At 67.0% G+C, this 26,874-nt stretch carries 26 protein-coding genes; 5 read left to right on the top strand and 21 right to left on the bottom strand.

Going from position 1 to position 26,874, the window contains the following annotated elements; translation table 11 throughout:
* Positions 1-112 precede the first annotated feature (112 nt).
* From purF to pyrC, 8 genes are all read right to left on the bottom strand, one after another.
* On the bottom strand, positions 113-1,609 hold the full coding sequence (gene purF / locus B0B01_RS02415; protein ID WP_083945994.1) for an amidophosphoribosyltransferase: 1,497 nt from the start codon (positions 1,607-1,609) through the stop codon (positions 113-115).
* A 73-nt stretch (positions 1,610-1,682) separates the two neighbouring features.
* Entirely contained in the window at positions 1,683-2,294 is a 612-nt protein-coding gene (locus B0B01_RS02410) for a CvpA family protein (RefSeq protein WP_076646962.1), read from the bottom strand.
* A gap of 38 nt (positions 2,295-2,332) precedes the next feature.
* Positions 2,333-3,697 carry a DNA repair protein RadA gene (radA, locus tag B0B01_RS02405; RefSeq protein ID WP_076646960.1) on the bottom strand — a complete coding sequence of 455 codons (1,365 nt, stop codon included), beginning with the start codon at positions 3,695-3,697 and terminating at the stop codon, positions 2,333-2,335.
* Positions 3,698-3,750: 53 nt separating this feature from the next.
* Entirely contained in the window at positions 3,751-4,497 is a 747-nt protein-coding gene (locus B0B01_RS02400) for an ABC transporter ATP-binding protein (protein ID WP_076646958.1), read from the bottom strand.
* A complete protein-coding gene (locus B0B01_RS02395) occupies positions 4,494-5,276 on the bottom strand; it encodes an MlaE family ABC transporter permease (RefSeq protein ID WP_076646956.1) in 783 nt (260 codons plus the stop codon). Before B0B01_RS02395 ends, B0B01_RS02400 begins: the two co-directional genes overlap by 4 nt.
* Before the next feature lie 205 nt (positions 5,277-5,481).
* Positions 5,482-6,975 carry a replicative DNA helicase gene (locus B0B01_RS02390; RefSeq protein WP_076646954.1) on the bottom strand — a complete coding sequence of 498 codons (1,494 nt, stop codon included), beginning with the start codon at positions 6,973-6,975 and terminating at the stop codon, positions 5,482-5,484.
* A 275-nt stretch (positions 6,976-7,250) separates the two neighbouring features.
* Complete coding sequence (locus tag B0B01_RS02385) at positions 7,251-7,931, bottom strand: orotate phosphoribosyltransferase (RefSeq protein WP_076646952.1); 681 nt, start codon at positions 7,929-7,931, stop codon at positions 7,251-7,253.
* Positions 7,928-8,980: a dihydroorotase gene (gene pyrC, locus B0B01_RS02380; RefSeq protein WP_076646949.1), complete on the bottom strand. Its 1,053-nt coding sequence runs from the start codon at positions 8,978-8,980 to the stop codon at positions 7,928-7,930. Before pyrC ends, B0B01_RS02385 begins: the two co-directional genes overlap by 4 nt.
* Positions 8,981-9,187: 207 nt before the next feature.
* Between pyrC and B0B01_RS02375 the strand changes: the two genes are divergently transcribed.
* A complete protein-coding gene (locus tag B0B01_RS02375) occupies positions 9,188-11,404 on the top strand; it encodes an OmpA family protein (protein WP_076646947.1) in 2,217 nt (738 codons plus the stop codon).
* 130 nt (positions 11,405-11,534) lie between these two features.
* On the opposite strand, the gene infC is transcribed toward B0B01_RS02375, so the two are convergent.
* Complete coding sequence (gene infC, locus B0B01_RS02370) at positions 11,535-12,035, bottom strand: translation initiation factor IF-3 (RefSeq protein WP_234967687.1); 501 nt, start codon at positions 12,033-12,035, stop codon at positions 11,535-11,537.
* 259 nt (positions 12,036-12,294) lie between these two features.
* On the opposite strand from infC, the gene B0B01_RS02365 reads away from it, so the two are divergent.
* Entirely contained in the window at positions 12,295-12,882 is a 588-nt protein-coding gene (locus B0B01_RS02365) for a hypothetical protein (RefSeq protein ID WP_143733004.1), read from the top strand.
* 130 nt (positions 12,883-13,012) lie between these two features.
* Here the strand turns inward: B0B01_RS02365 and B0B01_RS02360 are convergent, their stop codons facing one another.
* The 6 genes from B0B01_RS02360 to cobA are packed head-to-tail and all read right to left on the bottom strand — an operon-like array spanning position 13,013 to position 17,822.
* A complete protein-coding gene (locus tag B0B01_RS02360) occupies positions 13,013-13,831 on the bottom strand; it encodes a ferredoxin--NADP reductase (protein WP_076646941.1) in 819 nt (272 codons plus the stop codon).
* Positions 13,832-13,867: 36 nt separating this feature from the next.
* Positions 13,868-14,323: a DUF934 domain-containing protein gene (locus B0B01_RS02355; protein WP_076646939.1), complete on the bottom strand. Its 456-nt coding sequence runs from the start codon at positions 14,321-14,323 to the stop codon at positions 13,868-13,870.
* Positions 14,320-15,084, bottom strand: a complete 765-nt coding sequence (locus B0B01_RS02350) for a phosphoadenylyl-sulfate reductase (RefSeq protein WP_076646937.1) — start codon at positions 15,082-15,084, stop codon at positions 14,320-14,322. The genes B0B01_RS02355 and B0B01_RS02350 overlap by 4 nt, the downstream gene beginning before the upstream one ends.
* 5 nt (positions 15,085-15,089) lie before the next feature.
* Positions 15,090-16,757: a nitrite/sulfite reductase gene (locus B0B01_RS02345; protein ID WP_076646935.1), complete on the bottom strand. Its 1,668-nt coding sequence runs from the start codon at positions 16,755-16,757 to the stop codon at positions 15,090-15,092.
* Positions 16,750-17,061, bottom strand: a complete 312-nt coding sequence (locus B0B01_RS02340; RefSeq protein ID WP_076646933.1) for a DUF2849 domain-containing protein — start codon at positions 17,059-17,061, stop codon at positions 16,750-16,752. The genes B0B01_RS02345 and B0B01_RS02340 overlap by 8 nt, the downstream gene beginning before the upstream one ends.
* Positions 17,061-17,822 (bottom strand): uroporphyrinogen-III C-methyltransferase, encoded by a 762-nt coding sequence (gene cobA / locus B0B01_RS02335; protein ID WP_076646931.1) that lies wholly within the window; start codon positions 17,820-17,822, stop codon positions 17,061-17,063. Before cobA ends, B0B01_RS02340 begins: the two co-directional genes overlap by 1 nt.
* Before the next feature lie 141 nt (positions 17,823-17,963).
* On the opposite strand from cobA, the gene B0B01_RS02330 reads away from it, so the two are divergent.
* The gene (locus B0B01_RS02330; protein WP_076646929.1) at positions 17,964-18,425 is read left to right on the top strand and encodes an Lrp/AsnC family transcriptional regulator; all 462 of its coding nucleotides are present in this window, start codon (positions 17,964-17,966) and stop codon (positions 18,423-18,425) included.
* 16 nt (positions 18,426-18,441) lie between these two features.
* Here the strand turns inward: B0B01_RS02330 and tpiA are convergent, their stop codons facing one another.
* The 5 genes from tpiA to B0B01_RS02305 form a co-directional block, all read right to left on the bottom strand.
* Entirely contained in the window at positions 18,442-19,197 is a 756-nt protein-coding gene (gene tpiA / locus B0B01_RS02325) for a triose-phosphate isomerase (RefSeq protein ID WP_076646927.1), read from the bottom strand.
* Positions 19,198-19,300: 103 nt separating this feature from the next.
* Entirely contained in the window at positions 19,301-19,666 is a 366-nt protein-coding gene (locus B0B01_RS02320; protein WP_076646925.1) for a HesB/IscA family protein, read from the bottom strand.
* 67 nt (positions 19,667-19,733) lie between these two features.
* Entirely contained in the window at positions 19,734-20,447 is a 714-nt protein-coding gene (locus tag B0B01_RS02315) for a DUF3307 domain-containing protein (RefSeq protein WP_076646923.1), read from the bottom strand.
* A 128-nt stretch (positions 20,448-20,575) separates the two neighbouring features.
* A complete protein-coding gene (locus B0B01_RS02310; protein ID WP_076646921.1) occupies positions 20,576-21,244 on the bottom strand; it encodes a hypothetical protein in 669 nt (222 codons plus the stop codon).
* 166 nt (positions 21,245-21,410) lie between these two features.
* Positions 21,411-21,773, bottom strand: a complete 363-nt coding sequence (locus tag B0B01_RS02305) for an SUF system Fe-S cluster assembly protein (RefSeq protein WP_076646919.1) — start codon at positions 21,771-21,773, stop codon at positions 21,411-21,413.
* Between the two features lie 274 nt (positions 21,774-22,047).
* On the opposite strand from B0B01_RS02305, the gene tgt reads away from it, so the two are divergent.
* Together tgt and lon are read left to right on the top strand one after the other, a co-directional pair.
* Complete coding sequence (gene tgt / locus B0B01_RS02300) at positions 22,048-23,178, top strand: tRNA guanosine(34) transglycosylase Tgt (protein ID WP_076646916.1); 1,131 nt, start codon at positions 22,048-22,050, stop codon at positions 23,176-23,178.
* A gap of 264 nt (positions 23,179-23,442) precedes the next feature.
* On the top strand, positions 23,443-25,857 hold the full coding sequence (gene lon / locus B0B01_RS02295) for an endopeptidase La (protein ID WP_076646914.1): 2,415 nt from the start codon (positions 23,443-23,445) through the stop codon (positions 25,855-25,857).
* Positions 25,858-25,984: 127 nt separating this feature from the next.
* On the opposite strand, the gene xth is transcribed toward lon, so the two are convergent.
* Positions 25,985-26,773: an exodeoxyribonuclease III gene (xth, locus tag B0B01_RS02290; RefSeq protein WP_076646912.1), complete on the bottom strand. Its 789-nt coding sequence runs from the start codon at positions 26,771-26,773 to the stop codon at positions 25,985-25,987.
* Positions 26,774-26,874: the final 101 nt, after the last annotated feature.

Raw genomic sequence — 26,874 nt, 5'->3', positions numbered from 1 at the left:
GCGGGCGACCCGTCAAGACCCTTGGCGCGGGACGTGCGGGATCCGTCATTTCCGGCGCGCCGGCCCGGGGGGGCAGCCCGCGCAAGGACCGGCCCGGACCCTGCGCGCGGGATTATTCGGCCGGGGTCTTTTTCTTGCGGCGGGCCGGGGTTTCCATCCTGAAGCCCTGTTCGATCATGTCCGATGGCGCGACCGGATAATCGCCCGAAAAACAGGCATCGCAATACTGGGGCGATTCGTTGTTGCGCCCGTTCGCTTCCCCGACGGCACGGTAAAGCCCGTCGAGCGACAGGAACTTGAGGCTGTCCGCGCCGAGATGCGCACAGATCTCGTCCTCGGACATGGTCGCCGCCAGCAGCTTGTCGCGCCGCGGCGTATCCACCCCGTAGAAACAGGGCCAGGCGGTCGGCGGGCTGGCGATGCGGAAATGGACCTCGCGCGCGCCGGCGTCGCAGATCATTTCCTTGATCTTGCGGCTGGTGGTGCCGCGCACCACCGAATCATCCACCAGCACCACCCGCTTGCCCCGGATCAGGGCCCGGTTCACGTTCAGCTTGAGCCGCACGCCCATGTTGCGGATCTGCTCGGTCGGCTCGATGAAGGTGCGCCCGACATACTGGTTGCGGATGATGCCCATGGCATAGGGGATCCCGCTTTCGAGGCTGTAACCGATCGCCGCCGGGGTGCCGCTGTCGGGCACCGGGCAGACCAGATCGGCCTCGACCGGGTTTTCCCGCGCCAGTTCGCGCCCGATCGCCTCGCGGGTCTCGTAGACGCTGCGTCCGCCCAGGATCGAGTCGGGGCGCGAGAAATAGACATGTTCGAAGATGCAGAACCGCGGCTTGCGCGGCCGGAATGGAAAGCGGCTTTCGATGCCTTCGCGGGTCGCGATCACCAGTTCCCCGGGCTCGACCTCGCGCACGAATTCGGCACCGATGATGTCGAAGGCGCAGGTTTCCGAACTTATCACCCAGGCATCGCCGAGCCGGCCCAGCACGAGCGGGCGCACCCCGAGCGGATCGCGCACGCCGATCAGTTTGGTGCGGGTCATGGCGACGATGGAAAAGGCGCCCTCGACGCGGCGCAGCGCGTCTTCCATGCGGCTCGGGATGTCGCGCTGAAGCGAACGCGCCATCAGATGGATGATGCATTCGCTGTCCGAGGAGGACTGGAAGATCGAGCCGTGTTCGATCAGTTCGCGCCGCAGCGCATTGGCATTGGTGATGTTGCCGTTATGCGAAAGCGCCGCCCCGCCCATGGCGAATTCGCCAAAAAAGGGCTGCACGTCGCGGATTGCCGTCGGGCGCGGCTGGTCCGACTTGGCATAGCGCACATGGCCGATGGCCACCGCGCCGGGAAGCGTTTCGATCACCTCGGAAGAGGTGAAATTGTCGCGCACGTAACCGAAGTGGCGGGCGCTGTTGAAGCCGCGGTCCGGATCGTATGAGACGATCCCCCCGGCTTCCTGGCCCCGGTGCTGCAACGCATGCAGACCAAGTGCGACGAATGTCGAGGCGTCGGGGACGCCGATCACGCCGAAAACGCCGCATTCTTCGTGCAGGGCGTCGTCGTCGAAGGGAAGCGAGGGGGGGGTGCGAGATGCAGGCACGGGAATAAATCCGAATCCGTGGCAGGAACGTGAGCCTCACTTAAACCTTCGCCGGGGCGATGTCACCCACGGATCACGATTCGTTGACGGGCAACGTTGCGCTTGCGCCACCATCGTTGCTGGCGCCGCTGCCGGCATTGCAGCCGGCCACGAGTTCCTCGTACTGGCGGGTGAGCCAGCCGAGCGCGCGTTCGGGGTTGCGCTCCTCGATCTGGCCGGTCATGCGGGCAAAGACCTGCGCCGATCGGCTGTCGTCGATCATGGCGATATTCTGGCCGCCGAAGGCGGTATCGTAGACGAAAAAGGCGATCGCGATCAGCAGCACGCCCCGCGCCACGCCGAACAGGAAGCCGAGCCCGCGATCCAGCCCGCCGAGCGCCGAGCGCTGGATCATCGAGGAAAACAGCGGCGTGAAGAACGACATCAGGATCAGCGCCACGGCAAAGACCGCGGCAAAGGCGGCGACCAGCGAAAGTTCGCAGCTGTCGGCGATGAAATCTCCGATCACGGGCACTTCCCTGATCAGCGGCTCGACCTGCGGCGCCAGAAGGAAGCCGAGCACCGCAGCCACGATCCAGCCGACGATGGCCAGCGCCTCGCGCACCATGCCGCGCGCATAGGCCAGGAGCGCCGACAGCACGACGATCAGGGCAACAACGCCGTCGATGATGGTAAATCCGTCCATGTCCCTCGCCGATTCTTTCGTTTCCGCAGGTCGCGATCCTAACCGGTACCGAAGACCTGGCCAACGAAGCCGGTCAGATCGGCGATGGCTGTGCGCCGAATGCCACGATCAAAGCCGGTCTTGCCGCCTTCGGGCAGGATCGCGGTGGTGAAACCAAGTTTTCGCGCCTCTTTCAATCGGTTTTCCGTCTGCGGCGCGGGACGCAGGGCGCCCGACAGGCTGATCTCGCCGAAAACCACGGTTTCCGCGGGCAGCGCCGCGTCCTCGCGCGCACTGAGCAGGGCAGCGGCCACCGCGAGGTCGGCCGCGGGCTCTGAAATCCGCAGCCCGCCCGCCACGTTCAGATAGACATCGAGTCCGGCAAAGGGGATGCCGCAGCGCGCCTCGAGCACGGCCAGCACCATGGCAAGACGCCCGCCGTCCCACCCGACCACGGTGCGGCGCGGCTGGGAATGGGGCGTCGGCGCCACCAGCGCCTGCAGTTCGACCAGCACCGGGCGCGTGCCCTCGATGCCGGCGAAGACCACCGAGCCGGGGCTCGGCGTGCCGCGCTCGGACAGGAACAGCTCCGACGGGTTCACGACTTCGGCAAGGCCGGTGCCGGTCATCTCGAACACGCCGATCTCGTCGGCGGGGCCGAAGCGGTTCTTGACCGCGCGCAGGATGCGGAAGGGATGGCCGCGCTCGCCCTCGAAATAAAGCACCGTGTCCACCATGTGCTCGACCACCCGCGGCCCGGCGATCTGCCCTTCCTTGGTGACATGGCCGACCAGCACCACCGACAGCCCGCGCCGCTTGGCAAAGCCGGTCAGTTCATGGGCCGCGGCGCGCACCTGCGTAACCGAACCGGGCGCGCTTTCCACGTTGTCGGCCCACATGGTCTGGATCGAATCGATGATCACAAGGTCCGGGCGCTCGGCATCGAGCGTGGTCAGGATGTCACGCAGGTTGGTTTCCGCGGCAAGCCGCACCGGCGCCTGTTCAAGGCCGAGCCGCTGCGCCCGCATCCGCACCTGTGCTGCCGCTTCCTCGCCGCTGATGTAGATGACCTTGAGTCCCGCACGGGCGAAATGGGCGGCCGCCTGCAGCAGCAGCGTCGATTTGCCGATTCCCGGATCGCCCCCGACCAGCAGCGCCGAAGCCGGAACCAGCCCGCCGCCCAGCACCCGGTCGAATTCCGCGATTCCCGACAGCGTGCGGGGCGGCGGCGTCTCGGTCGTGGACAGGTCGCTGAGCTCGATCGCGCGGCCGCGCGCGGCGCCGAGGCTGCGGCTGCCGGGCCCGGCGGCAAGCGGCGTCTCTTCACGGATGGTGTTCCATTCCCCGCAGGACTCGCAGCGCCCCGACCATTTGCCGTGACGGGCGCCGCAGGCAGTACAGACAAAGGCGGGTGCATTGGCCATGAGAAAGGTTGCTCGCCTGTTGAGGAACCGGACGCAAGCCCTTGATCGGGCGTCTATCTTACCGCTTCGATCGGGCCCGTGGCGCGACCGTGGATGAACTGGTCGAGATAGGGATCGCCCGACTCGTCGAGCTTCGCCACCGGGCCGGTCCACTGGATCACCCCGTCATGGAGCATGGCCACGTTATCGGCGATGGCGCGCACGCTGGTCATGTCATGGGTGATGGTCATGGCGGTCGCGCCCATCTCGACCACGATCTCGCGGATCAGGTCGTTGATCACCCCCGACATGATCGGGTCGAGCCCGGCGGTCGGTTCGTCGAAAAAGATGATCTCGGGATCGGCGGCGATGGCGCGGGCCAGCCCGACGCGCTTCTGCATGCCCCCGGAAAGCTCGGCCGGCAGCAGGTCAGCCACATCCGGCGTCAGCCCGACGCGGCGCAGCTTTTCCACCGCGATCTCGCGCGCCTCATGGGCCGGGCGCTTGAGGCTGCCGCGCAGCAGGCGGAAGGCGACGTTCTGCCAGACGGGCAGCGAATCGAACAGCGCGCCGCCCTGGAACAGCATGCCGAAACGGGCCAGGAAGGCGTCGCGGTCGCCGGCGCTCGCTTCGGCCCCGTCCACGGTGATGCGCCCCGAGTCGGGCTCGATCAGGCCGAGGATGCATTTCAGCGTGACCGATTTCCCGGTGCCCGAACCGCCGATGATGACCATCGAGGTGCCGCGCGGAATCTCGAGCGACAGCCCCCGCAGGACATGTTTCGGCCCGAAAGCCTTGGTGACGTTCTCGAGCCGGATCATAGCGAGAAGAACACTCCGGTCAGGATGAAGTTCGCGGCGAGGATCAGCACCGCGGCCATTTCCACGCTGTCCTTGGTGGCCCGCCCGACGCCCATGGCACCGCGGCCCGAGTTCATGCCGAAATAACAGCCCATGGCGGTCGCGATCAGCCCGAAGGCCGCGCCCTTGACCAGGCTCGAGATGATGTCGAGCGGCTCGAGGAAATCGACCGTGTTGCGCAGATAGGTGCCGGCATTGAAATCGAGGCTGTAGACCGCGACCGTATAGCCGCCGGCGATGCCGATCACGTCGCCGACGGCAACCAGCACCGGCACGGTCACGAGCCCGGCGAGAACGCGCGGCGCGGTCAGGTATTTCATCGGATGCGTCGACAGCGTCACCAGCGCGTCGATCTGCTCGGTCACCTTCATGGTGGCGATCTCGGCGGCGATCGAGGAGGTGACGCGGGCCGCGATCATGAGCCCGGCCATCACCGGGCCAAGCTCGCGCACCATGCCGATGGCGACGATCTGCGGCACGACGGCCTCGGCGCTGAACCGCGCGCCGCCCGAATAGATCTGAAGCGCGAGCGCCCCGCCGGTGAACAGCGCCGTCATGCCGACCACCGGCAGCGACAGCCAGCCGACCTGCATCAGGGCACCCAGGATCTCGCGCGGATACCAGGGCGGGCGGAAGAAATGGCTGATCGCCTCGATGCTGAACAGCGCAAGCCGCCCCGTCGCGGCCAGAAACCCGAGCAGCGCGCGGCCAACCCAACCAAGCGGCGACAGCAGGATCATCGCCCGCCGCCTTTCGGGCCGGCGGCCCTGCATCCGCACCGGTGCGGACGAATGACGGTCGGCCCCGGTCGGGGCGCCTGGAACATTGCGGCATCCATGGCGTCGTTCATGACATGGCCTCTCACGGCGTCAAGGGCAAAGAACAGGGTCCAGAGGCCCGCGGCGGGGTGTGGCCCGCGCAGGCGGACGGGCAGGGCGGGGCCGGTCAGAACCCGCCCGAGTCGCCCTGCTGCCAGGGCTTGGCGAGGTTGCCGAACCGGGTGAAGCGGCCCTCGAAGCTGAGTTCGACCGTGCCGATCGGCCCGTGGCGCTGCTTGCCGATGATGACTTCGGCCTTGCCGTGCAGGCGCTCCATGCGTTCCTGCCAGCCGACCATTTCATCGAGCCGGTCCTCGGATGGCTTTTCGCGCTCGACGTAATATTCCTCGCGGAAGACGAACATCACCACATCCGCATCCTGTTCGATCGAGCCGGATTCGCGCAGGTCCGAAAGCTGCGGGCGCTTGTCGTCGCGGGACTCGACCTGACGGGAAAGCTGGCTGAGCGCGACCACGGGAATATCAAGCTCCTTGGCGATGGCCTTGAGCCCCATGGTGATCTCGGAAATCTCGTTCACCCGGTTTTCGCTGCGCCCGGCGCCGCGCACGAGCTGGAGATAGTCGACGATCAGAAGGTCGAGCCCGTGCGTGCGCTTGAGCCGCCGCGCCCGCGCGGCCAGCTGGCTGATCGGCAGCGCCGGCGTGTCGTCGATATAAAGCGGGCAGGCCTCAAGCGCCTTCGCCGCCTCGACGAAGCGGCGGAATTCGGCCTCGGTCATGTCGCCGCGGCGGATCTGTTCGCTCGGCACTTCGGCGGCCTCGGACAGGATCCGTGCGGCCAGTTGTTCGGCGCTCATCTCGAGGCTGAAGAACCCGACCACGCCGCCATCCACCGCGCCCTCGGTGCCGTCCGAAAGCCGGCCCCGGCGATAGCAGCGGGCGACGTTGAAGGCGATGTTGGTCGCCAGCGCTGTCTTGCCCATGGAAGGCCGCCCGGCCAGGATCAGCAGATCCGAGCGATGCAGCCCGCCAAGCTTGCGGTCGATGTCGGACAGCCCGGTCGAGAGCCCGGCAAGCCCGCCGTCGCGCTGATAGGCGGCGTTGGCGACATTGACCGCATCGGTGACCGCGCGCAGGAAACTTTGAAAGCCGCTTTCGACCTGGCCCTGTTCGCTCAACTGGTAAAGGCGCTGCTCGGCCTCGACGATCTGGGCGCGGGGTTCGCTTTCGACCTCGACCCGCGCCGCCTTTTCGCTGATCTCGCGCCCGAGCGCCATCAGTTCGCGCCGGATCGCCATGTCATAGATCATCTGCGCATAGTCGCGCACGGCGAAGGTGCTGATCGCCGCCCCCGCGAGCCGCACCAGATAGGCCGCGCCGCCAAGTTCCTTCAGCCCCTCGTCATGTTCCATGAAGGCCTTGAGCGTCACCGGCGAGGCGAGCGCGTTCTTGGCGATGCGGGCGGCGGCGGTCTCGAAGATGCGGGCATGGACCGGATCATAGAAATGTTCGGGCCGGATGATGCTCGCGACGCGGTCGAAGACCTCGTTGTTGGTGAGCAGGGCGCCGAGAAGCTGCTGTTCGGCCTCGATCGAATGCGGCGCCGCCTCGGCGGGGGTGGCCTCCGTGGCGGGGCGGCCGATGCTGGTGATGGTGGTCATGCTGCCCGTTTCCTCGTGGTGATCCGCCCGTCTGCCGCTTTTGCGCCGCCTGCCGCTGCCCATGACCGCCCGCAGGCGGACTGCCGGGAAGTCAGGTCATGCGGGCGCGATGCCGGATGCCTCTGACCGCGCCATAGCAGGGGGCGGCGGCGACGGGCAAACTGTATAACCTGTGGATAGATCGCCGGCCCGTCTTTCCACCGCATACTGCTGCATGTGGGGGCCATGCGTCAACATGTGGCTGCGGGCGCCGGCAAGCTGCGACGTCGCGCCGCCTATGTCCGCTGACGAGCGTCCTGCCACTCGCGCGGCGCGCGAAGGAAGGCCTCGACCCCCTCGAGCGTGGCCGAATCGAAGCGGCCCGAGCGTTTCGCCTCGGCCAGCACGTCCCACCAGGTGCAGAGGTGATGCAGGGTCACGCCGTGTTCCCTGAGGCGGGCGATGCCTTCGGGAAAGATGCCGTAGCAGAAGATCACCGCCGTATGGGCGCAGGTGGCGCCGGTGTCGCGGATCGCGTCGACGAAGGAAAGTTTCGATCCCCCGTCCGTGGCCAGATCCTCGACCAGCAGCACGCGCTGGCCCTCGCGCATCTCGCCCTCGATCCGCGCGTTGCGCCCGTAGCCCTTGGGCTTCTTGCGCACATAGGTCATGGGCAGGCCCAGCCGCTCGGCCACCAGCGCGGCAAAGGGGATGCCCGCGGTCTCGCCCCCGGCGATGTTGTCGAAGGCCTCGAATCCGGCGTCGCGCAGCACCGTGACGGCAAGGAAATCCATCAGCGTCGCGCGGATACGGGGATAGGAGATCAGCTTGCGGCAGTCGATATAGGTCGGGCTCGGCAGGCCGCTCGCAAGGGTGAAGGGCTCGGCCGCGTTCAGATGCACGGCGTCGATTTCCAGCAGCATCCGCGCCGTGAGCCGCGCCATCTCGCCGGCCGGGGGGAAAGAGGTCGGGATCATGCGGAATCCTCGTTGCGGGTTGCGTGCCAGTGCAGGGGAAAACCCGGATCGAACAGGGTCACGGGGCCGTCGCCGGTCTCGATCCGCCCGGGCCAGGTGAACGGCGCGCCGCGCCTGAGCGTGAGCGTCTCGCGGTTCACCGGCAGCCCGTAAAAGGCGGGCCCGTGGCGCGATACGAATCCTTCAAGCCGGTCGAGCGCGCCTTCGCGTTCGAACAGTTCGGCCAGCAGGGGAATCGCGTTCGGCGCGGTGAAGCAGCCGGCGCAACCGCAGGCGGATTCCTTCATCGCATCGGCATGGGGCGCGCTGTCGGTGCCGAGGAAGAACCGCGCATCGCCCGAGGTGGCGGCCTCGACCAGCGCGCGGCGGTGGGTTTCGCGCTTGGCGATCGGCAGGCAATAGTAATGCGGGCGGATCCCGCCGGCGAAGATGTGGTTGCGGTTGATCACGAGGTGATGCGCCGTCAGCGTGGCGGCAAGGCCGGTCTCGGCGCTGCGCACGTAATCGGTGCCGTCGCGCGTCGTGACATGTTCGAGCACGACCCGCAGCCCCGGCGTCGCGCGGCGGATCGGGTCGAGGATACGCTCGATGAACACCGCCTCGCGGTCGAAGATGTCCACGTCGGGGTCGGTGACCTCGCCGTGAACGCAGAGCGGCAGGCCGATGTCCGCCATGCGCTCCAGAACGCCGCGCACCCGGTCGAAATCGCGCACGCCGCTGGCCGAATTGGTGGTGGCGCCGGCCGGATAGAGCTTGACCGCCGTGATCAGCCCCTCGGCATGGGCGGCGGCGACGTCATCCGCGTCGGTGTCCTCGGTCAGGTAGAGCGTCATCAGCGGGGTGAAGCGCCCATCCGGCAGGGCGGCGAGGATGCGGTCGCGATAGGCGCGCGCGTCGGCCCCCGTCACCACCGGCGGCACGAGGTTCGGCATGATGATCGCCCGGGCGAAATGGCGTGCGCTTTCGGGCGCGACGGCGCGCAGCATGGCTTCGTCGCGCAGGTGCAGGTGCCAGTCGTCGGGGCAGGGGATGGTGATGGTCTCGCTCATGGGCTCGCGCTAGCACAGGTCGCCTGTCGCCGCCAGAGGCCGCTTGACCGGGGGCGGTTCCATGCAACCCTGCCGCGACCGGCCGGTTTCCGCCGCCCGGACACCGTGAAACGGGGGATTCGCGCCAGCGTTGCGCGCGGGAAGTGGAAAGCGCCATTGGGGGCATTAGATTGCCTGCCATGTTGATCGTTCACGCAGGAACTCCCTATGCGACACAATTACCTTTCTTCGACGGCGCTTTCGCTGGTCCTGAGCATCAGCCTCGCCTTGCCGGTCCCGGCCCAGCAGACCGCGCCCAAGGCGCGCGACGCCGAGACCGAAATCCTGCCCGAAGCCTCCGACCAGGGCACCGAAGCGGAACAGACCGAAGCGGAACAGGAGGCATCCGAAGCCGAGGGTGACGAGGAACCGCAGGCCGAGGGGGAGGCCGAGCCCGAGGCTGCCGAGTCTGAGGCTGCCGAGGACGCACCAAGTAATGAGAATGCGCCTGAGGAGGCGCCGCAGGACGAGAGCGCGCCGGAAGATGAGCCGGCCCCCGCCGCGGAGCCGGATGATGCGCAGGCCGCTCCCGCGGAATCGGAGAATACGGAGCCCGAGGCGGCCCCCGAAAGTGCGCCGGAAACCGAGGCCGAAGCCGAACCCGAACCCGAAGCGGAGCCGCAGAGCGCCCCCGAATCCGACCCGGCTGCGGAGATGCCGGCAGATGAACCGGCGGCCGCCGAAGAGGCCGAAACCGCGCCTGAAACCGAATCCGATCCGGCGGCAGATCCGGGAACTGACCCGGCAACCGGAACGGATGACGGCGTGACCGCCGATGAGGCCGAGGCATCCGGCGGCGCGGAGCCCGAAGAAGGCGACCTTGAAAGCGAACTGCGCAAGCAGCTTGAACAGCAGGGCGAGGACCAGGCCCCGGCGGACGGGGCGGAATCCGGCGCAACCACCGGCGCGGAATCCGGCGCGGCGGTAACGGGCGCCGAAGGCGAGGCCGAGGAAAATCCGGAGGACTCCGCCACGGAGGATTCCAGCGCCGAGGGCGATGGTGCGGCAGACGACCAGAGCGCAACGGAAGACGCCGGGACGGATGGCACCGAAAGCGGCACCGCAGACGGTGCGGCGGAAGATGGTGCGGCGGAAGGCGACGCCGCCGATGAGCCCGGAGTCGAGGACGGGGATTCCGCTGCAGAGCCCGGCGGCGACCAGTCCGAATCCGGCGAGCCGGACGAAGCCACCGGAACGGACGAAGCCACCGGCGCGACCGAGGCCGACGCGGATGCCGATGAGGCACAATCCGAAGAGGAAGCCGAGGAAGAAATCCGCGAGGAGGTCGAGCGCGCCACCCGCGCCGCCGAGCGCCGTGCCGAACAGGAGCCGGCCGCAGCCGCAGCCGCCGGCGACGACGAGGCCGAGGACGGTGGCGAGGTCGAGACCCGGACCATCGAGGAAGGCGACGTGCGCTCGGCCAGCGAGGAATTCGCGACCCGCCTGCTCGGCGCCGGCAGCGCGACCGAGGCCGAGGCCCCGGAAGAGGACAAGGACCGTTTCAGCACCTTTGAAAAGGCGCTGCTGCTCGGGCTCGGCGCGGCCGCGGTCGGCGCGGTGCTGACCAATGGCGACAAGGTCGTGTCCAACTCCGGGGACCGTGTGGTGGTGGACCGGGACGGGCAATTGGCCGTGCTCAAGGACGACGATGCGCTGCTGCGCCGGCCCGGTGCGAATGTCGGCACCGAGACCTTCGCGGACGGATCGACGCGCAACACCGTGGTCAACACGGATGGCAGCCGCGTCGTCACCATCCGGGGCGCCGACGGCACGGTGCTGCGCCGGTCGAAGATCCTGGCCAGCGGCGAGGAATACCTGCTTTTCGACGACACGCGCGAGATCGCGCCGATCACCGTTTCCGAACTGCCCCGGGCCGACAGCCGCCGCAACGCCTTTGTCGCCTCGCCCGGGGGCAGCCGTGAGGAACAGCTGGCCCGGGCGCTCGAGGCCGAGCTGCGCGGCGATGTGAACCGCAGCTTCTCGCTCGAGCAGGTGCGCTCGATCCGCCAGTTGCGCGAACTGGCCCCCGAAATCGAGGTCGAGACGATCACCTTTGCCACCGGCTCGGCCGCGATCTCGCCCGACAAGGCGCGGGAACTCGCAGCATTGGGCAGCGCGATCAAGGACCTGATCCGCCGCGAGCCCCGCACCGTGCTGCTGGTCGAGGGACATACCGATGCGGTCGGGGACGACGCCTATAACCTCGCGCTGTCGGACCGGCGGGCGGAAACCGTGGCGCTGGCGCTGACGCAGTATTTCGACGTGCCGCCCGAGAACATGATCACGCAGGGCTATGGCGAGCACTACCTGAAGGTGCGGACCGAAAAGGCGGAGCCGGCGAACCGCCGTGCGCTCGTGCGCAACATCACGACGCTGTTGCAGTAAGCGGCGCGGCGGGGCCACCGGCCCCGTCCGGCACGGACAAAAGAAAACCGCCCCGGGGAAATCTCCGGGGCGGTGGCATTTTGTGGGCATCGCCGGGCGGATCCTGGCCGGGCGCCCGCCCGAGACGGCGTCAGCTTTTCTGCGGAAGCGGGCCGATCAGCATCACCATCTGGCGGCCTTCCATCTTGGGAAAGTTCTCGACCCTGCCGATGTCCTTGGTGTCCTCGGCCACGCGTTCGAGCAGCTCGCGCCCGATGTTCTGGTGCGCCATCTCGCGGCCGCGGAACCGCAGCGTGATCTTGACCTTGTCACCGTCTTCCAGAAACCGTGTGACGTTGCGCATCTTGACGTCATAGTCGCCCTTGTCCGTGTTGGGGCGGAACTTGACCTCCTTGATGTCGATGGTCTTCTGTTTCTTGCGCGCCTCGTTCTCACGTTTCTGCTGTTCGTATTTGAACTTGCCGAAATCCATGATCTTGCAAACGGGCGGAGTGGCGTTCGGGGAAATCTCGACCAGATCGAGACCGGCTTCCTCGGCCAGCGACATTGCTCGTTCCGGCGTGACCACGCCGACATTTTCGCCTTCGGCCCCGATCAGACGGATTTCAGGGGCGCGGATCTTCTCGTTCACGCGCGGGCCGGTGTCGCGGGTCGGCGGCGCGTTGTGGGGTCTGCGGGCTATGGATTTGCTCCTTGATTGGGACGAAAAACGGGTGGTGACACCTGCGCGCAAGCCTAACTTTGCCGGTTGGCCGGTTCAAGCTGCAATATTGCTTTACAAAGCGGCTCCAGGCGCTCATTCGCATCATGACAATTCGCGTCATGGGATATGACAGGGAAATTGTTGCAACTGCGGACCCGCTTGTCGCGGGGACAATAATGACACAGGAGTGACGACGATGAGGGGCATCATTGCCATCATTATTGCCGTGATCGTGATTGGCGGCGGCATCTACTGGTATCAGACCCAGCAGGGCACCGATTCCGTGATCGAGACCACGGAGCCCGAAGCCACCACCGACGAGCCGGGCCTGATCGACGACACCGGGGATGCGGATGCCCTGGAAAACGACGAAATCGACACCGGGAGCGACCTTGACGACGCCGATACCGCGCCCGCCGACGACGCGGCCGCCGACGACGTGACCTCGTCCGCGGGCACCGAGCCCGAAGATGTCGAATCCACGGACGACGTGACGACCGACACCGATACCATCGACACCGATACCGTCGAAACCGATACCGTCGACACCGAAGACACCGACACCGGCGCGACCGATGATGCGGTCGATGCGGATGAAGACGCCGCGATGACGGAAGAAGGCTTCGACTACGACCAGGTGATCCAGACGATCGACGACTCGGATCTCGACGAGGCCCGCAAGGAGTCGCTGAAGTCGGCCGTGACCGCAGCCCGCGACAACCCCGTCGCCCTGAACGCCGTGCTGAGCGAAATCCGCGCCGCGGTTGCCCGCTGAGCCGGTCCCGCGCGCCCGGGGCGGGCGGGAACAGAAATGATCAAGGCCGCGGCATCCGGTTGCCGCGGCCTTTTCACATATGCTTGCCGGTTGTCGCATCCGCCCCGGCGGGGCGGGCGGGAACCGCCTGTCAGCCGACGAACGCCTTTTCCACCACATATTCGCGCGGCTCGGAATTCGCGCCTTCGCGCAACCCGTAGCTTTCCAGCAGTTCCTTGAGGTCGCGGTTGAAGTTCAGGCTGCCGCAGACCATCGCGCGATCGGTCTCGGGGCTGATCGGGTCGATCCCGAGGTCGCGGAACACGGTGCCGTCCTTCAGCAGGGTGGTGATCCGCCCCATATGCGGGCTGTCCTCGCGGGTGGTGGTCGGGTAATAGCGCAGCTTTCCCGCGACCATCTCGCCGATCAGCGGATCCTCTTCCAGCTTCTCGATCAACTGGCGGCCATATTCCAGCCCGGCCACGGTGCGGCAGGTGTGGGTGATGATCACCTCGTCGTAATTCTCATAGGTCTCGGGGTCGCGCAGCAGCGAGGCGAAGGGCGCAAACCCGGTGCCGGTGGCAAAGAACCAGATGCGTTTTCCGGGCAGCAGCGCATCATGCACCAGCGTGCCGACGGGCTTGGGGCGCAGGATGATCTCGTCGCCCGGCTGGATATGCTGGAGCCGGCTGGTTAGCGGCCCGTCCGGCACCTTGATCGAGTAGAATTCAAGTTCCTCGTCCCAGGAGGGCGAGGCGATGGAATAGGCCCGCAGCAGCGGCTTGCCGTTATCGCCAAGCAGCCCGATCATCACGAACTCTCCCGAGCGGAAGCGCAGCGAGCGCGGCCGCGTCACACGGAACGAGAACAGCCGGTCGCTCCAGTGCCGGACTTCGGTCACGGTCTGGGCATCGGGCAGGGTGGCGATCTTGGTTGCGGTGGCCTGGTTCAATTCGGTCAGCTCGGTCATTTTCCTATGCGGCCGGGCATAACCCGACCCTTTCCTTCAGTCATTGATATAAGTCATGGAGGCGGGGGATTGCCAGCCGATAAGCGCGGCGTCGCGCCGCAGGCGCTCCTGATAGTCGAGCACGGCCCAGTCGGCGCGGGCCAGCCAGTGCTCTTCGGGCTGGCGCGCCGCCAGGTCCGCGTCGATCTCGATCTCGTCGAAACCGCAGCGCCGCGCCATGGCGTACTGGTCGGCCAGCACATGTCCGGCGGCGCGCAGCCGCCCGCGATAACCCAGCAGCCGCAACTGCCGCGCGATGGAAAAACCGCGCCCGTCGCGAAAGACGGGGAACTGTACGCGGATCATCTCGAGCGACGCAAAGCGCGGCGCCAGTGCCTCGAGGTCGGCCTCGGGATCAAGCTCGATGGCCCGTGCGCCCGGATCGGCCGGATCGGCAAAGCCGCCGCTCCAGTTGTCCGGCGCAAAGCCGTCGTCGGTGACGATGACGCTCATTTCGGGGTCTCCTCTCGTTCGGCCCGTCCGTTGACGAAGTGGATGCCGCATTCTTCCTTGTCACGGCCCCGCCAGCGGCCGGCGCGCGGATCCTCTCCGGCGCTGACGGGCGATGTGCAGGGGGCGCAGCCGATCGAGGCATAGCCGCGCGCAACCAGCGGATGCCGGGGCAGGCGGTTTTCCTCCATGTAATCGCGCAGATCCTGCGTGCTCCACCAGGCGAGGGGGTTGACCTTGATCCGCGCCGCGCCCTTCTCGACCTCGAAGAAATCGAGCCGGGCCCGGGTGCTGGACTGGAACCGCTTGCGCCCGGTGATCCAGCCCTCGAACCCCTGGAGCGCGGCCTCGAGCGGCGCGGTCTTGCGCAGCGCACAGCAGGCGTCGGGGTCGCGCAGGTGCAACGTGCCGTCCGGGTCGTGGCGGGCGATGTCGGCGCCGCGCAGGATGCGCAGGTTGCTGAGGCCGAGCCGCTCGGCCACCTCGCGCTGATAGACCAGCGTTTCGGTGAACAGCATCTCGGTGTCGATGAACAGCACCGGGGTCGCCTGGTCGATCACCGCCGCCATATGCAGAAGCACCACCGATTCGGCGCCGAAACTCGAAACCAGCGCGATCCGCTCCATCCCGTGCAGGGCATGGGTCAGCACGTCATGAGCGCTGTGGTGGCGGAACCTGTGGTTCAGCGCCGCGACCCGTGCCGCAAGGGCGGGCGGATCCGCCGTGTCGGGCGGAGCGTTCGTGTTGTTGAGTATCTGAAGCATGGATCTTACTCGGCGGCCATGGCGGCCGGGGGGTAGAGGGCCGCCTTGAACGGCTCGACCCCGAGGCGCCGCAGGGTTTCGATAAAGCTCTCCTCCGAAGAGATACGCAAGTCGAGATAGGCCATGATCAGCCGCTCGATGGCGGGCACGACCTCGTCTGCGGCAAATCCCGGCCCCATGCGGGCGCCGAGCGCCGCGGTCTCGCCGGGATCGCCGCCGAGCGTGATCTGGTAGTTTTCGACGCCGGCGCGGTCGAGCCCGAGGATGCCCACATGGCCAAGATGGTGGTGCCCGCAGGCATTGATGCAGCCCGACATGCGGATCTTGAACGATCCGACCGCGTGCTCCAGCCGAAGCTGTTCGACCCGGGCGGCGATCGCCTGTGCGACCGGAATCGAGCGCGCGGTTGCAAGCGTGCAGTAATCCATGCCCGGGCAGGAGACGATATCCGTTGCAAGCCCGATATTCGCGGTGGCGAGCCCCGCAGGCTTCAGCGCCCGGTGAAGCGCCGGCAGATCGGCGCGGTGCACATGCGGTAGCACCACGTTCTGGTCGAGCGTCACGCGCAGTTCGCCATGCGAATACTGCTCGGCCAGATCGGCAAGCAGGCGCAGCTGTTCCGCGCTCGCGTCGCCCGGAGTGGCCCCCGGCGCCTTGAGGCTGATGGCAACGATCGCATGTTGCGGGTCACGGTGCGCCTCGGCGTTGGTATCGACGAAGGAGCGGAACACCGGGTCCGCATCATAGGCCGCGTGAAAGCCGTCGAGCGGCGCGCTGCGCAGATCGGGGCGCGCGAAACGTGCCTCGATCACGGCCAGTTCCCGGCGCACCGTATCACCCGGATAGAGGCTGCGGCGCAGCGGCAGTTGTTCCTCGACCTTCTCGCGCAGGCGCTCGATGCCCATCTCCTGCACCAGGATCTTGATGCGCGCCTTCCACTTGTTGTCGCGCCGCCCGAAGCGGTTGTAGACGTAGAGAATGGATTCGATATAGGCGAGCAGATCGTCGAGCGGAACGAAATCGCTGATCTCGGTCGAGAGGAACGGTGTGCGGCCAAGCCCGCCGCCCACAAAGACCTGCACCCCGCGCGCGCCGTCACGTTCGACGATGCGCAGCCCGATGTCGTTCGAGCGCATCACCGCCCGGTCGGCGGGACTGGCGATCACGCAGATCTTGAATTTGCGCCCCAGGAACTGGAATTCGGGGTGGTCGGTGGACCATTGCCGGATCAGTTCGGCCAGCGGGCGGGGATCGGTCACTTCATCCGCCGCCGCGCCGGCATGGGGGTCGGAGGTGGTGTTGCGCACCGTGTTGCCGCTGGTCTGCACCGAATGCAGCCCGACCGAATTGAGCGTGGCGAGTATGTCGGGCACATCCTGAAGCGCCGGCCAGTGGAACTGCATGTTCTGGCGCGTGGTGAAATGGCCATAGCCCTTGTCCCACTGCTCGGCCACCTGGGCGAGCGCGCGCAGCTGGGGGCCGCTCAGCGTGCCGTAGGGGATCGCCACCCGCAGCATGTAGGAGTGAAGCTGCAGGTACAGCCCGTTCTTGAGACGCAGCGGCAGGAATTCGCCCTCGGTGAGCGCGCCGCTGACCCGCCGTTCCGCCTGTGCGCGGAACTGGCTGGTGCGCCGGGCCAGAAAGGCCGCGTCGAATTCGCTTTGCTCATACATGGGAAAGATGCTCCTGCTTGCCGTGCGGACGGTTCGAGGGGCCGCGCGCGCGAAAGCCTTCGCGGAAATGCGCGGGCCGGGGGCCCTCGGGCGTGGCGACGACATCGGCCAGATAGGCGCCGGACAGGCGATGCTGCTGGCGTTCGGCATGAAGCAGGCGCAGCTGGGCATCGGCCTCGTCGGTAAGGACTTCGGCCAGCGCAAGCTCGCGCGTCCATGTGTCGTCGGCGGTCTGGTAGATCACGTCACCGATCAGAAGATCATTGGCGGTGACGACCTTGGGGGTGAAGGGACGGGAAGCCATCAGGCAGATTCCTTTCGTTTCTGTTCGGCCCGGACAGCGCGGGGCGCAAGGCCGAGCCAGATCAGCGCCGGGCCGTCCATGCGGGCCGCGGCAAGGGTTTCGGGAAGGGCGGCGAGCGTCGTCGCGAGGATGCGCTCATCCAGACAGGAGGCGTTCTCGATCACGCTGACCGGGATTTCAGGGCCGGCCCCGTGCATGAGCAGGCGCCCCTGCACGAAGCGCGCGGCCGTCTTGCCCATGTAAAGCGCCGCGACCGCACCGGGGCGGGCGAGCATGGCCCAGTCGTGTTCGGCCAGCCCCTCGGCGTCGTGGCCGGTCAGGTAGCGCAGAGAACGGTTGCGCCCGCGCTGCGTCTGGCTTTGCCCGAGGCTCGCGGCAGCCGCGGCGGCGGCGGTGATGCCGGGGGTGATGTTCCAGGGGATGCCGGCGGCCTCGCAGGCGGTCAGTTCCTCGTCGAGGCGGGCGAATATGGTCGGATCGCCGGCCTTCAGCCGCACGACGCGCGCGCCCCGGTTTGCATGTTCGACCAGAAGGCGGTTGATGTCCTGCTGCGGGGTGGAGCGGCCGAATCCCCGTTTCCCCACGTCGATCAGTCTGGCCTGCGGCCCGGCAAGGGCAAGGATCGCCGGCGCGACGAGGCTGTCGTGCAGCACGATATCGGCCTGCTCCAGCGCCCGCAGGGCGGCGAGCGTCAGCAGCCCGGGATCGCCCGGGCCGGCGCCGGTGAACTCGATGGGATGGACGGTGATGCCGCTGACCATGATTGCCCTCTCACGTTAGGTTTCGGGGCTGTTATAGAAAAATATCCCATCTGACTGCTAGACCTTCGGGGGAATAAGAACGTATGTTCCGGCCCGGACGGGTCTGGCGAGAATCGGCCCGGAACGGCGAAGAGGTGAAGAATGACGGTGCGGATTGATGATCTGGACAGGAAGATCCTGTCCGAGCTGCAACGCGATGCGGGGCAGTCGCTGGACGAGATCGCGCGCGAGGTCGGCAGTTCCAAGACCCCGGTCTGGAACCGGATTCGCAAGCTGCGCGAGGGCGGGGTGATCGGTGCGCAGACCGTTCTCGTCGATCCCGAGGCGCTGGGGTTCGAGGCCTGCTTCTTCGTTCTGATCCGCACGTCCGAGCACGAGGCCGAGTGGCAGGCGGCCTTTCTGAAGGCGCTGCGCAACCGCCCCGAAGTGCTCGAGGCGCACCGGCTTGCCGGCGACATCGACTATATCCTGAAGGTCCGGGTCAGGAACGCCCGCGCCTATGACGTGTTCTATCAGGGGCTGATTTCAGACGTGCGCATCCACAACGTGACCGCGCTCCTGTCGATGGAGGAAATCAAGTTCACCACGGCGCTGCCGCTCTAGGCGCGCGATGACAGGATCAGGCGGCGGCCTGTTCCAGTGCGGAGATGACGGGGGAAAAGCTTTCCGCGCGCAGGCTGGCGCCGCCGACGAGCGCACCGTCCACATCGGGAATGGCAAAGATCCCGGCGGCATTCGCGGGCTTGACCGAACCGCCGTAAAGCAGCCGGATCATGGCGGCGACACCTGTGCCGAAACGATGGGCGAGGCGTTCGCGCAGAAAGCCGTGCACCTCGGCGATCTGGTCGGGATGCGCCACGTGGCCGCTGCCGATGGCCCAGACCGGCTCATAGGCGATCACGGTGTTCTCGCCCCGCGCCGCATCGGGGGTGGAGCCGGCAAGCTGCTGGCCGATGACGTCGAGGGTCGCACCGCGTTCGCGGTCGGCCAGGGTCTCGCCCAGGCAGATGATCGTTATGAGCCCGGCGTGGAGCGCGGCGGTGGCCTTGGCATGGACAACCGCGCTGGTCTCGGCGTGATCCTGGCGGCGCTCCGAGTGGCCGAGGATCACATGGCCCGCACCGGCATCGCGGATCATGGCGGCGCTGATGTCGCCGGTATGGGCGCCCTGGGGCGCGCTGTGGCAGTCCTGTGCGCCGATCATCAGGGCGCTGCCCCGGACCTCGCGCGCCGCGCGCTCGATCAGCGTCGCGGGCGGGCAGATCAGCACCTCGCAGGCCGGATCGGCATGGGTGCGGGCCAGCGTGGCGATCTCGGCAAGATCCGCGCCCGTGCCGTGCATCTTCCAGTTTCCGGCTGCAAGTTTTCGCCGCATTGTCCCGCTCTCCGATCATGAAGCTCCGGGAGCGCTCCTAGCATCGGTGGCGCGGGCGGACAATCATGGCGCGCCGCACGCCGGCGGCGTTGCGCCGTGGCGCTTAGCCGGCCGCCTTGCCGACGGGATCGAACTTGATGGATTCGCCGCAGCCGCAGGCTTCGGAAACATTGGGGTTGTTGAAGCGGAAACCGGATTCGAGCAGCCCGATCTCATAGTCGATCTCGGTGCCGAAAAGGAACATCTGCGCCATGGGCGCGATCAAGACCCGGGCGCCGTCCTGTTCCACCACCTCGTCGTTGGGATCGGCCTCGTCCACGTAATCCATCGTATATTCCATCCCCGCGCAGCCGCCTTTCTTGAGGCCGATGCGCAGGCCGGCGCGGCCGTCGCGCTCCATCAGGCGGGCGATCTGCCGGGTTGCGGCGGGGGTCATGGTGATCGGGGCCTTCCCCGGAATTCCGAACATGGGCGTCACTCCTTGTTTTCAAGGGTAATCTATTGCCGCCGGATGGTTCCCACAAGGGGGCGGGCCGTTATCGGGCGACAAGCGCGAGCGGCGGCAGAAGATCGAGCCAGCCACGGGTGGCAAGTGCCGCGAGCAGCGCCCAGCCGAAAGAGGCGAGCGTGCCGATGATCACATATTCGGCACTGCGCTGGTCCCGCGCGGCGGTCCCGAAGCGCAGCAGCGATTTTGCCGCCACGAGAAAGCCGATGCCGGCGGCCAGATCGGCCAGCAGCAGCACGAAGACCAGCGCGCGTTCAAGCAGCCCGATCTGCCGTCCGCCCCGGCGCAACCCCTGATCGCGGATTCGTGACGCATGGGGCCGCATCAAGAGCCCGACGGCATATTGACCGGCAATCAGCGCCGTGATCGCTCCGCCGGCAAGCGCCATGAGCGGCAGAAGGCCGGGCCAGCGCGCCCAGATCCCCCCGGCCCAGAGATCGGGTGACCAGAAGGCAACCGCCGCGAGCGTGGCCAGGTGCGCCCCCTGGTCGAGCAGAAAGGCGGCAAGCCCCGGCCGGCGCAGCCGGGTCTTGATCGCGTCGATGGCGATATGGGCCAGCGCGAGCGCCAGAAGTTCGACCGAATCGACCCGCCCGAGCGCCGCCTGCGCGCAGACAAGCACGATCACCCCGTGCAGGAGCAGCGCCCGGGCGCGATGCTTGTTGGCGTGGATCCAGTTGGTCTGGAGCAGAAAATCCGCGCACACATGGGCGAAAAAGAGGGCCGTCAGGGTCTCGATCACGGCTTTTTGGTCTGGAGCAGAAAATCCGCGCACACATGGGCGAAAAAGAGGGCCGTCAGGGTCTCGATCACGGCTTTGTCCGCCCCAGTATCAGGCTAAATCGCCTGTTATTTATAAAAACAGGCATATCAGCCTGACTCTGACCCGGATTCGATCAGCGCAAGCGCATCCGCAAGGGCGGGAAACCCGGCGCGTTTCAGGCTTTCGTTCACGCTTTGCTGGGTGATGCCGAGTTCGCGGGCGGTCTCGGCATTGGTCCGTCCGGGCGGCCAGAGCATGAGCGCGACGGCGCGGGCCTGGGCCGGTGTCCAGCCGCTGCTGATGTGATCGGCAAGGCGCAGGACCGCCCCGAGCGCACCCCGCCCGGCATGGGCCATGCCGGCGCGGGCCGGCAGTTCCTCGAGCAGGCGGCCCGAGACGACGAAGGCCGGCCCGTGCGCGGCATTTGGATCAAGATCGGCCGGCATCCGTCCCGGCCCGGCGGCGATGGCAATGCGCGTTGCATAGGGCTTGCCGAGCTCGCGCAGGCGTGCCCGCAGGAACAGTGCCGCGCGCAGGGCAAGGGCCGGGCGGTTCATCGCGAACTGCCAGCCGTCGCCGCCGCGCCGTGCAAACCCGCCCCGGATGCCCTTGGCAGAATCCGGGAGCTCCGCAGCGGTTCCCTCCATGCGCCCGCCCCGGTCCGTGACATCGCGCGCGGCCTGCGCGAGCACCTCAAGCGCCCGGTCGAGCTCGGCATCGCTCAGCCGGGTCGAGGCGACGAGATCGCCGGTGAGGACGGCAAATCGTTCGGTCATGGCGACGGGCGGACCTTTTTCCAGCAGGTTCGGAGCGAACCGGCCACAACTGGTCCGCCTGCCGGGAACTTTCCGGCGATCCGGCCCGAAAGGCAAGCACCTCGCGTGCCCCGTTTCCCGGCGGGAATCAGGGGCAAGCGGCAAGATGCAAGATGAGTGAAAACGATCAGATGAAGCCGAGCTCGAGACGCGCCTCGTCGCTCATCATGTCCATGCCCCAGGGTGGATCCCAGACCAGTTGCACGTTGACATAGCGCACGCCGGGAAGCGGCTCGATCGCGTCCGCCACCCAGCCCGGCATCTCGCCCGCCACCGGACAGCCCGGCGCCGTCAGAGACATGATGACGCTCACGTCGTTTTCAGAAGAGATCTCGATCGTGTAGATCAGCCCGAGGTCATAGATGTTGACCGGGATTTCCGGGTCATAAACGCTGCGGCAGGCTTCGACGATCGGTTCGTAAAGCGGATGGTCGGTGGTCGAGGGCGCGATCAGCGGGGCACCCTCCAGCGGTTCGCTTGCTTGTGTCATGCGGGCCTCGCCTGAGTCGTCGCGGAGTTTTCGCGGATGTTTTCCGAGAGATTATATAAGGAACCGCCGCCGCCCCGTCCAGTCCCGGCCGGTGATCCGCATTGTCGCAGCCGCGGCCGGGCCGGGTGGTTCCGGGGGCGTCCGGGCCTGTCCTGCGGCTGCCGCCGGCTTGGCAATCGCCGGGAATTGGCGCAGACAGCGCGCGGCACGCGGGCAGGCGGGCAATATCGGATTAATATTCGGATTAATATAGAGCGGGCGGAAACGGGCTGGCATGGGCGCAGGAATCACATTCGCATTGCAGGCAAGCGACGAAAAGGCCCGCGCCGGCATGATCACGACCCCGCGCGGGGTGATCCGCACCCCGGCCTTCATGCCGGTCGGAACCGCCGCCACGGTCAAGGCGATGCTGCCCGAAAGCGTGGCCGCGACCGGGGCCGATATCCTGCTTGGCAACACCTATCACCTGATGCTGCGCCCGGGCGCGGAGCGTATCGCCGCGCTGGGCGGGCTGCATCGCTTCATGAACTGGGACCGGCCGATCCTGACCGATTCGGGGGGGTTCCAGGTCATGAGCCTCGCCGGGCTGCGCAAGCTGACCGAGGAAGGGGTGCGCTTCAGGTCGCATGTGGACGGCTCGCGCCACATGCTGACCCCCGAGCGCAGCATGATGATCCAGCGCCTGCTCGGCAGCGACATCGTGATGTGTTTTGACGAGTGTCCCGCGCTGCCGGCGAGCGAGGCCGAAGTGGCCGGCAGCATGCGCCGCTCCATGCGCTGGGCGGCGCGCTCGCGCGAGGCCTTCGGCGACCGGCCCGGACATGCGCTGTTCGGCATCCAGCAGGGCGGAATCAGCCGGGAGCTGCGCGAGGAAAGCGCGCAGGCGCTGCGCGCGATCGGATTCGACGGCTATGCCATCGGCGGGCTCGCGGTCGGGGAGGGGCAGGAGGCGATGTTCTCGGTCCTGGACCATGCCCCGGACATGCTGCCGGCCGAAAAGCCGCGGTATCTGATGGGGGTGGGCAAGCCCGAGGATATCGTCGGCGCGGTGGCGCGGGGGGTGGACATGATGGACTGCGTGCTGCCGTCGCGTTCCGGGCGCACCGGGCAGGTGTTCACGCGCCTTGGTGCGCTGAACATCAAGAACGCCCGTCACGCCGAGGATCCGCGCCCGCTGGACGACACCTGCACCTGCCCGGCCTGCCGCAGCTACAGCCGGGCCTATCTGCACCATGTGTTCCGCTCCGGCGAGATCGTCAGCGCCATGCTGCTCACCTGGCACAACCTGCATTATTATCAGCAGATCATGGCCGGAATGCGCGCCGCGATCGCCGAGGGCGGGTTTGCGGCCTGGAGTGCGGAGTTTCATGCGGCCCGCACGCGGGGCGATATCGAGCCGATCTGAGCGAACTGAAACCGGGAATTCGCGCCCCCAGGAGGGCGCGAAGCCTCCGGCGGGGATATTTCCCGCCAGAAGACGGGGCGGGGCCGGAAGAAGGCGCGGCGAGAGGGCTTGTCTGCGGCGGAATCGGCGGGCATGGTCGCCGTTCCGAGAGGGTGAAGGTTGAAACGGGGCGGGTTGCCCACCAGATTACGCCGCAGAGAGGAGAGGATGCGATGCTGCCGGTCATCGGGGCGGCCATCCTCTGCCACGGATAAGGAAACGAGCATGCAAGAGCCAATCAATACATCCTACCCGGTGCTGCCGCTGCGCGACATCGTGGTGTTCCCGCACATGATCGTTCCGCTTTTCGTCGGGCGGGAGAAATCGGTGCGCGCGCTCGAGGAAGTGATGGCCGACGACAGGCAGATCCTGCTGGCGAGCCAGATCGACGCGAGCGTCGACGATCCGGATGCGGACGGGATCTATCGCACCGGCGTTCTGGCCAATGTGCTGCAGCTTCTGAAGCTGCCGGACGGCACCGTGAAGGTGCTGGTCGAGGGCCAGGACCGGGCGCGCATCACCGGATTCGTCGAGAATGACGCGTTTTTCGAGGCGAGCGTCGAGCCGGTGGAGGAGACCGCGGGCGACGACGACACCATCAAGGCGCTGCTGAACACCGTCGCCGAGGAATTCGAGCGCTATGCCAAGGTGCGCAAGAACATCCCCGAGGAGGCGCTTGCCGCCGTCGGCGAGAGCAGCGATCCGTCGCGGCTGGCCGATCTGGTTGCCGGGCACCTGGGCATCGAGGTGCAGCAGAAGCAGGATCTGCTCGAGACGCTGGTGGTGAGCGAGCGGCTGGAGAAGGTCTATGGCTTCATGCAGGGCGAACTGAGCGTTCTGCAGGTCGAGAAGAAGATCAAGACCCGCGTCAAGAGCCAGATGGAGAAGACCCAGCGCGAATATTACCTGAATGAGCAGATGAAGGCCATTCAGCAGGAGCTGGGCGATGGCGAGGAAGGCCAGAACGAGGTGGCCGAGCTCGAGGCGCGCATTGCCGAGACCAAACTCAGCAACGAAGCGCGCGAAAAGGCCGAGGCCGAGCTGAAGAAACTGCGCAACATGTCTCCCATGAGCGCCGAGGCCACGGTCGTGCGCAATTACCTCGACTGGATGCTGAGCATCCCCTGGGGTGTGAAGAGCCGCGTGAAGAAGGATCTCGGCCGCGCGCAGGAGGTTCTCGACAACGACCATTTCGGGCTCGAGAAAGTCAAGGAGCGGATCGTCGAATATCTGGCCGTGCAGCAGCGCAGCAAGAAGATGAAGGGTCCGATCCTCTGCCTGGTCGGTCCTCCGGGCGTGGGCAAGACCAGCCTCGGCAAGTCGGTCGCGCGGGCCACGGGGCGCGAGTTCATCCGCATCAGCCTGGGCGGCGTGCGCGACGAATCCGAGATTCGCGGGCACCGACGCACCTATATCGGCTCCATGCCGGGCAAGATCATCCAGGCGCTGAAACGGGCCAAGACCACGAATCCGCTGATCCTGCTCGACGAGATCGACAAGATGGGGCACGATTTCCGCGGCGACCCGGCGAGCGCCATGCTCGAGGTGCTGGATCCCGAACAGAACTCGACCTTCGTCGATCACTATCTCGAGGTCGAATACGACCTGTCGAACGTCATGTTCGTGACCACCTCGAACAGCTACAACATGCCCGAGCCGCTGCTTGACCGGATGGAGATCATTCCGCTGGCCGGCTATACCGAGGACGAAAAGCACGAGATCGCGCGCCGCCACCTGATCCCCAAGCAGGTTGCGAATCACGGGCTCAAGAAGGGCGAGTTCGAGCTGACCGACGAGGCGCTGACCGCGATCATCCGCACCTATACCCGCGAGGCGGGGGTGCGGGGGCTCGAGCGTGCGATCGCCAAGGTGGCCCGCAAGGCGCTGACCTCGATCATCCGCAAGGAGGCCGAGAGCGTCACCGTGACGCCCGAGAACCTGTCGGATTTCCTCGGCGTGGCGAAATACCGCTACGGCCTTGCCGAGGAGGAGGACCAGATCGGGGTCGTCACCGGGCTGGCCTATACCTCGGTCGGGGGCGAGCTTCTGAACATCGAGGCGCTGCGCCTGCCGGGCAAGGGCCGGATGAAGACCACCGGCAAGCTCGGCGATGTGATGAAGGAAAGCATCGACGCCGCGGCGAGCTATGTGCGCTCGATCGCGCCCGAAATCGGGGTGAAGCCGCCGCAGTTCGAGAAATGGGACATCCACGTCCACGTTCCCGAAGGCGCGACCCCCAAGGACGGGCCGAGCGCGGGGCTGGCGATGGTGACGTCGATCGTTTCGGTGCTGACGCATATCCCGGTGCGCAAGGATGTCGCCATGACCGGCGAGGTCACGCTGCGGGGCAATGCGCTGCCGATCGGCGGGCTGAAGGAGAAGCTGCTCGCGGCGCTCCGGGGCGGCATCAAGACGGTGCTGATCCCGGCCGAGAACGAAAAGGATCTGACCGAGATCCCCGAGAACGTGAAGGAAGGGCTGAAGATCATCCCGGTCAGGCACGTCTCGGAAGTGCTCGAACATGCCTTGGTGCGCAAGCCCGAACCGATCGAATGGGACGAGGCCGCCGAGGAAGAGGCCGCCGCCGCGAAGGCGGCACTTGCCAAGCCCGATTCGGGCAGCGGCGCGGTCACGCATTGATCCGGCGCCACGCCGCAGGAGACTGACCAGGATGCGACAGGGCGGGCCGTGAGGTCCGCCCTGTTTCCGTTCCGGCCGGTCTGCCGGCGATCCGGTCCCCCGTCAGTGCGGATCGCGGCGCGGACGTTCAGCCGTCGAGATCGAGATCGACCCAGAGCGGCACGTGATCCGACGGTTTTTCGCGGTCGCGCAGATGGGCGTCGATCCCCGTGTCGCGCAGCAGGTCGGCCGCCTGCGGCGTCAGCAACATATGGTCGATGCGGATGCCGTCATTGCGCCGGCGGGCGCCGGCCTGATAATCCCAGAACGTATATTGTCCGGGTTCAGGGTGCCGGGCGCGGAACGCATCCGTATAGCCGAGGTTCACGATGCGGCGGAACGCGGCGCGGCTTTCGGGGCGGGCGAGCGCGTCCTTGCGCCAGGCATCGGGGCGGGCGGCATCCTCGTCCTGCGGAATTACGTTGAAATCCCCGCCGAGCAGGGCTGGCTGTTCAGCCGCCAGAAGTTCCTGCGCGCGGACGCGCAGACGCTCCATCCAGGCCAGCTTGTAGTCGAATTTCGGCCCCGGCGCCGGATTTCCGTTCGGCAGGTAAAGCCCGCAGAGCCGCAGCGCGCGCGCCTTCCCGACCACCGTGGCTTCGATCCAGCGGGCGTGATCGTCACCATCGTCGCCCGGCAGGCCCCGCTGGATATCCTCGAGCGGGAACCGCGACAGGATCGCGACGCCGTTGAAGGATTTCTGCCCGTGCAGCGCGACCTCATAGCCGCGATCCTCGATGTCCTGCCGCGGAAAGGCCGCGTCCACCGATTTGATTTCCTGCAGCAGCGCGACATCGGGCCGCGCCTCGTCAAGCCATTCGAGCAGCGCCCCGAGGCGGGCCTTGATGCCGTTTATGTTGAAGGTGGCGATTTTCATTCGTGTGTTCCCGCTTCCGAGACAGGGGCCGGCGACCGGGAACAGCTATCGCCGATGCCGCCGTGCGGGGCAAGAGAGGGACGGAAATGCCCCCCGGGGCC

Source organism: Pontibaca methylaminivorans (assembly GCF_900156525.1).
In the GTDB taxonomy this organism is placed as follows: domain Bacteria; phylum Pseudomonadota; class Alphaproteobacteria; order Rhodobacterales; family Rhodobacteraceae; genus Pontibaca; species Pontibaca methylaminivorans.
Note: the sequence above shows the minus strand (reverse complement) of the source record. Positions and strands in the feature narration are given on the sequence as shown.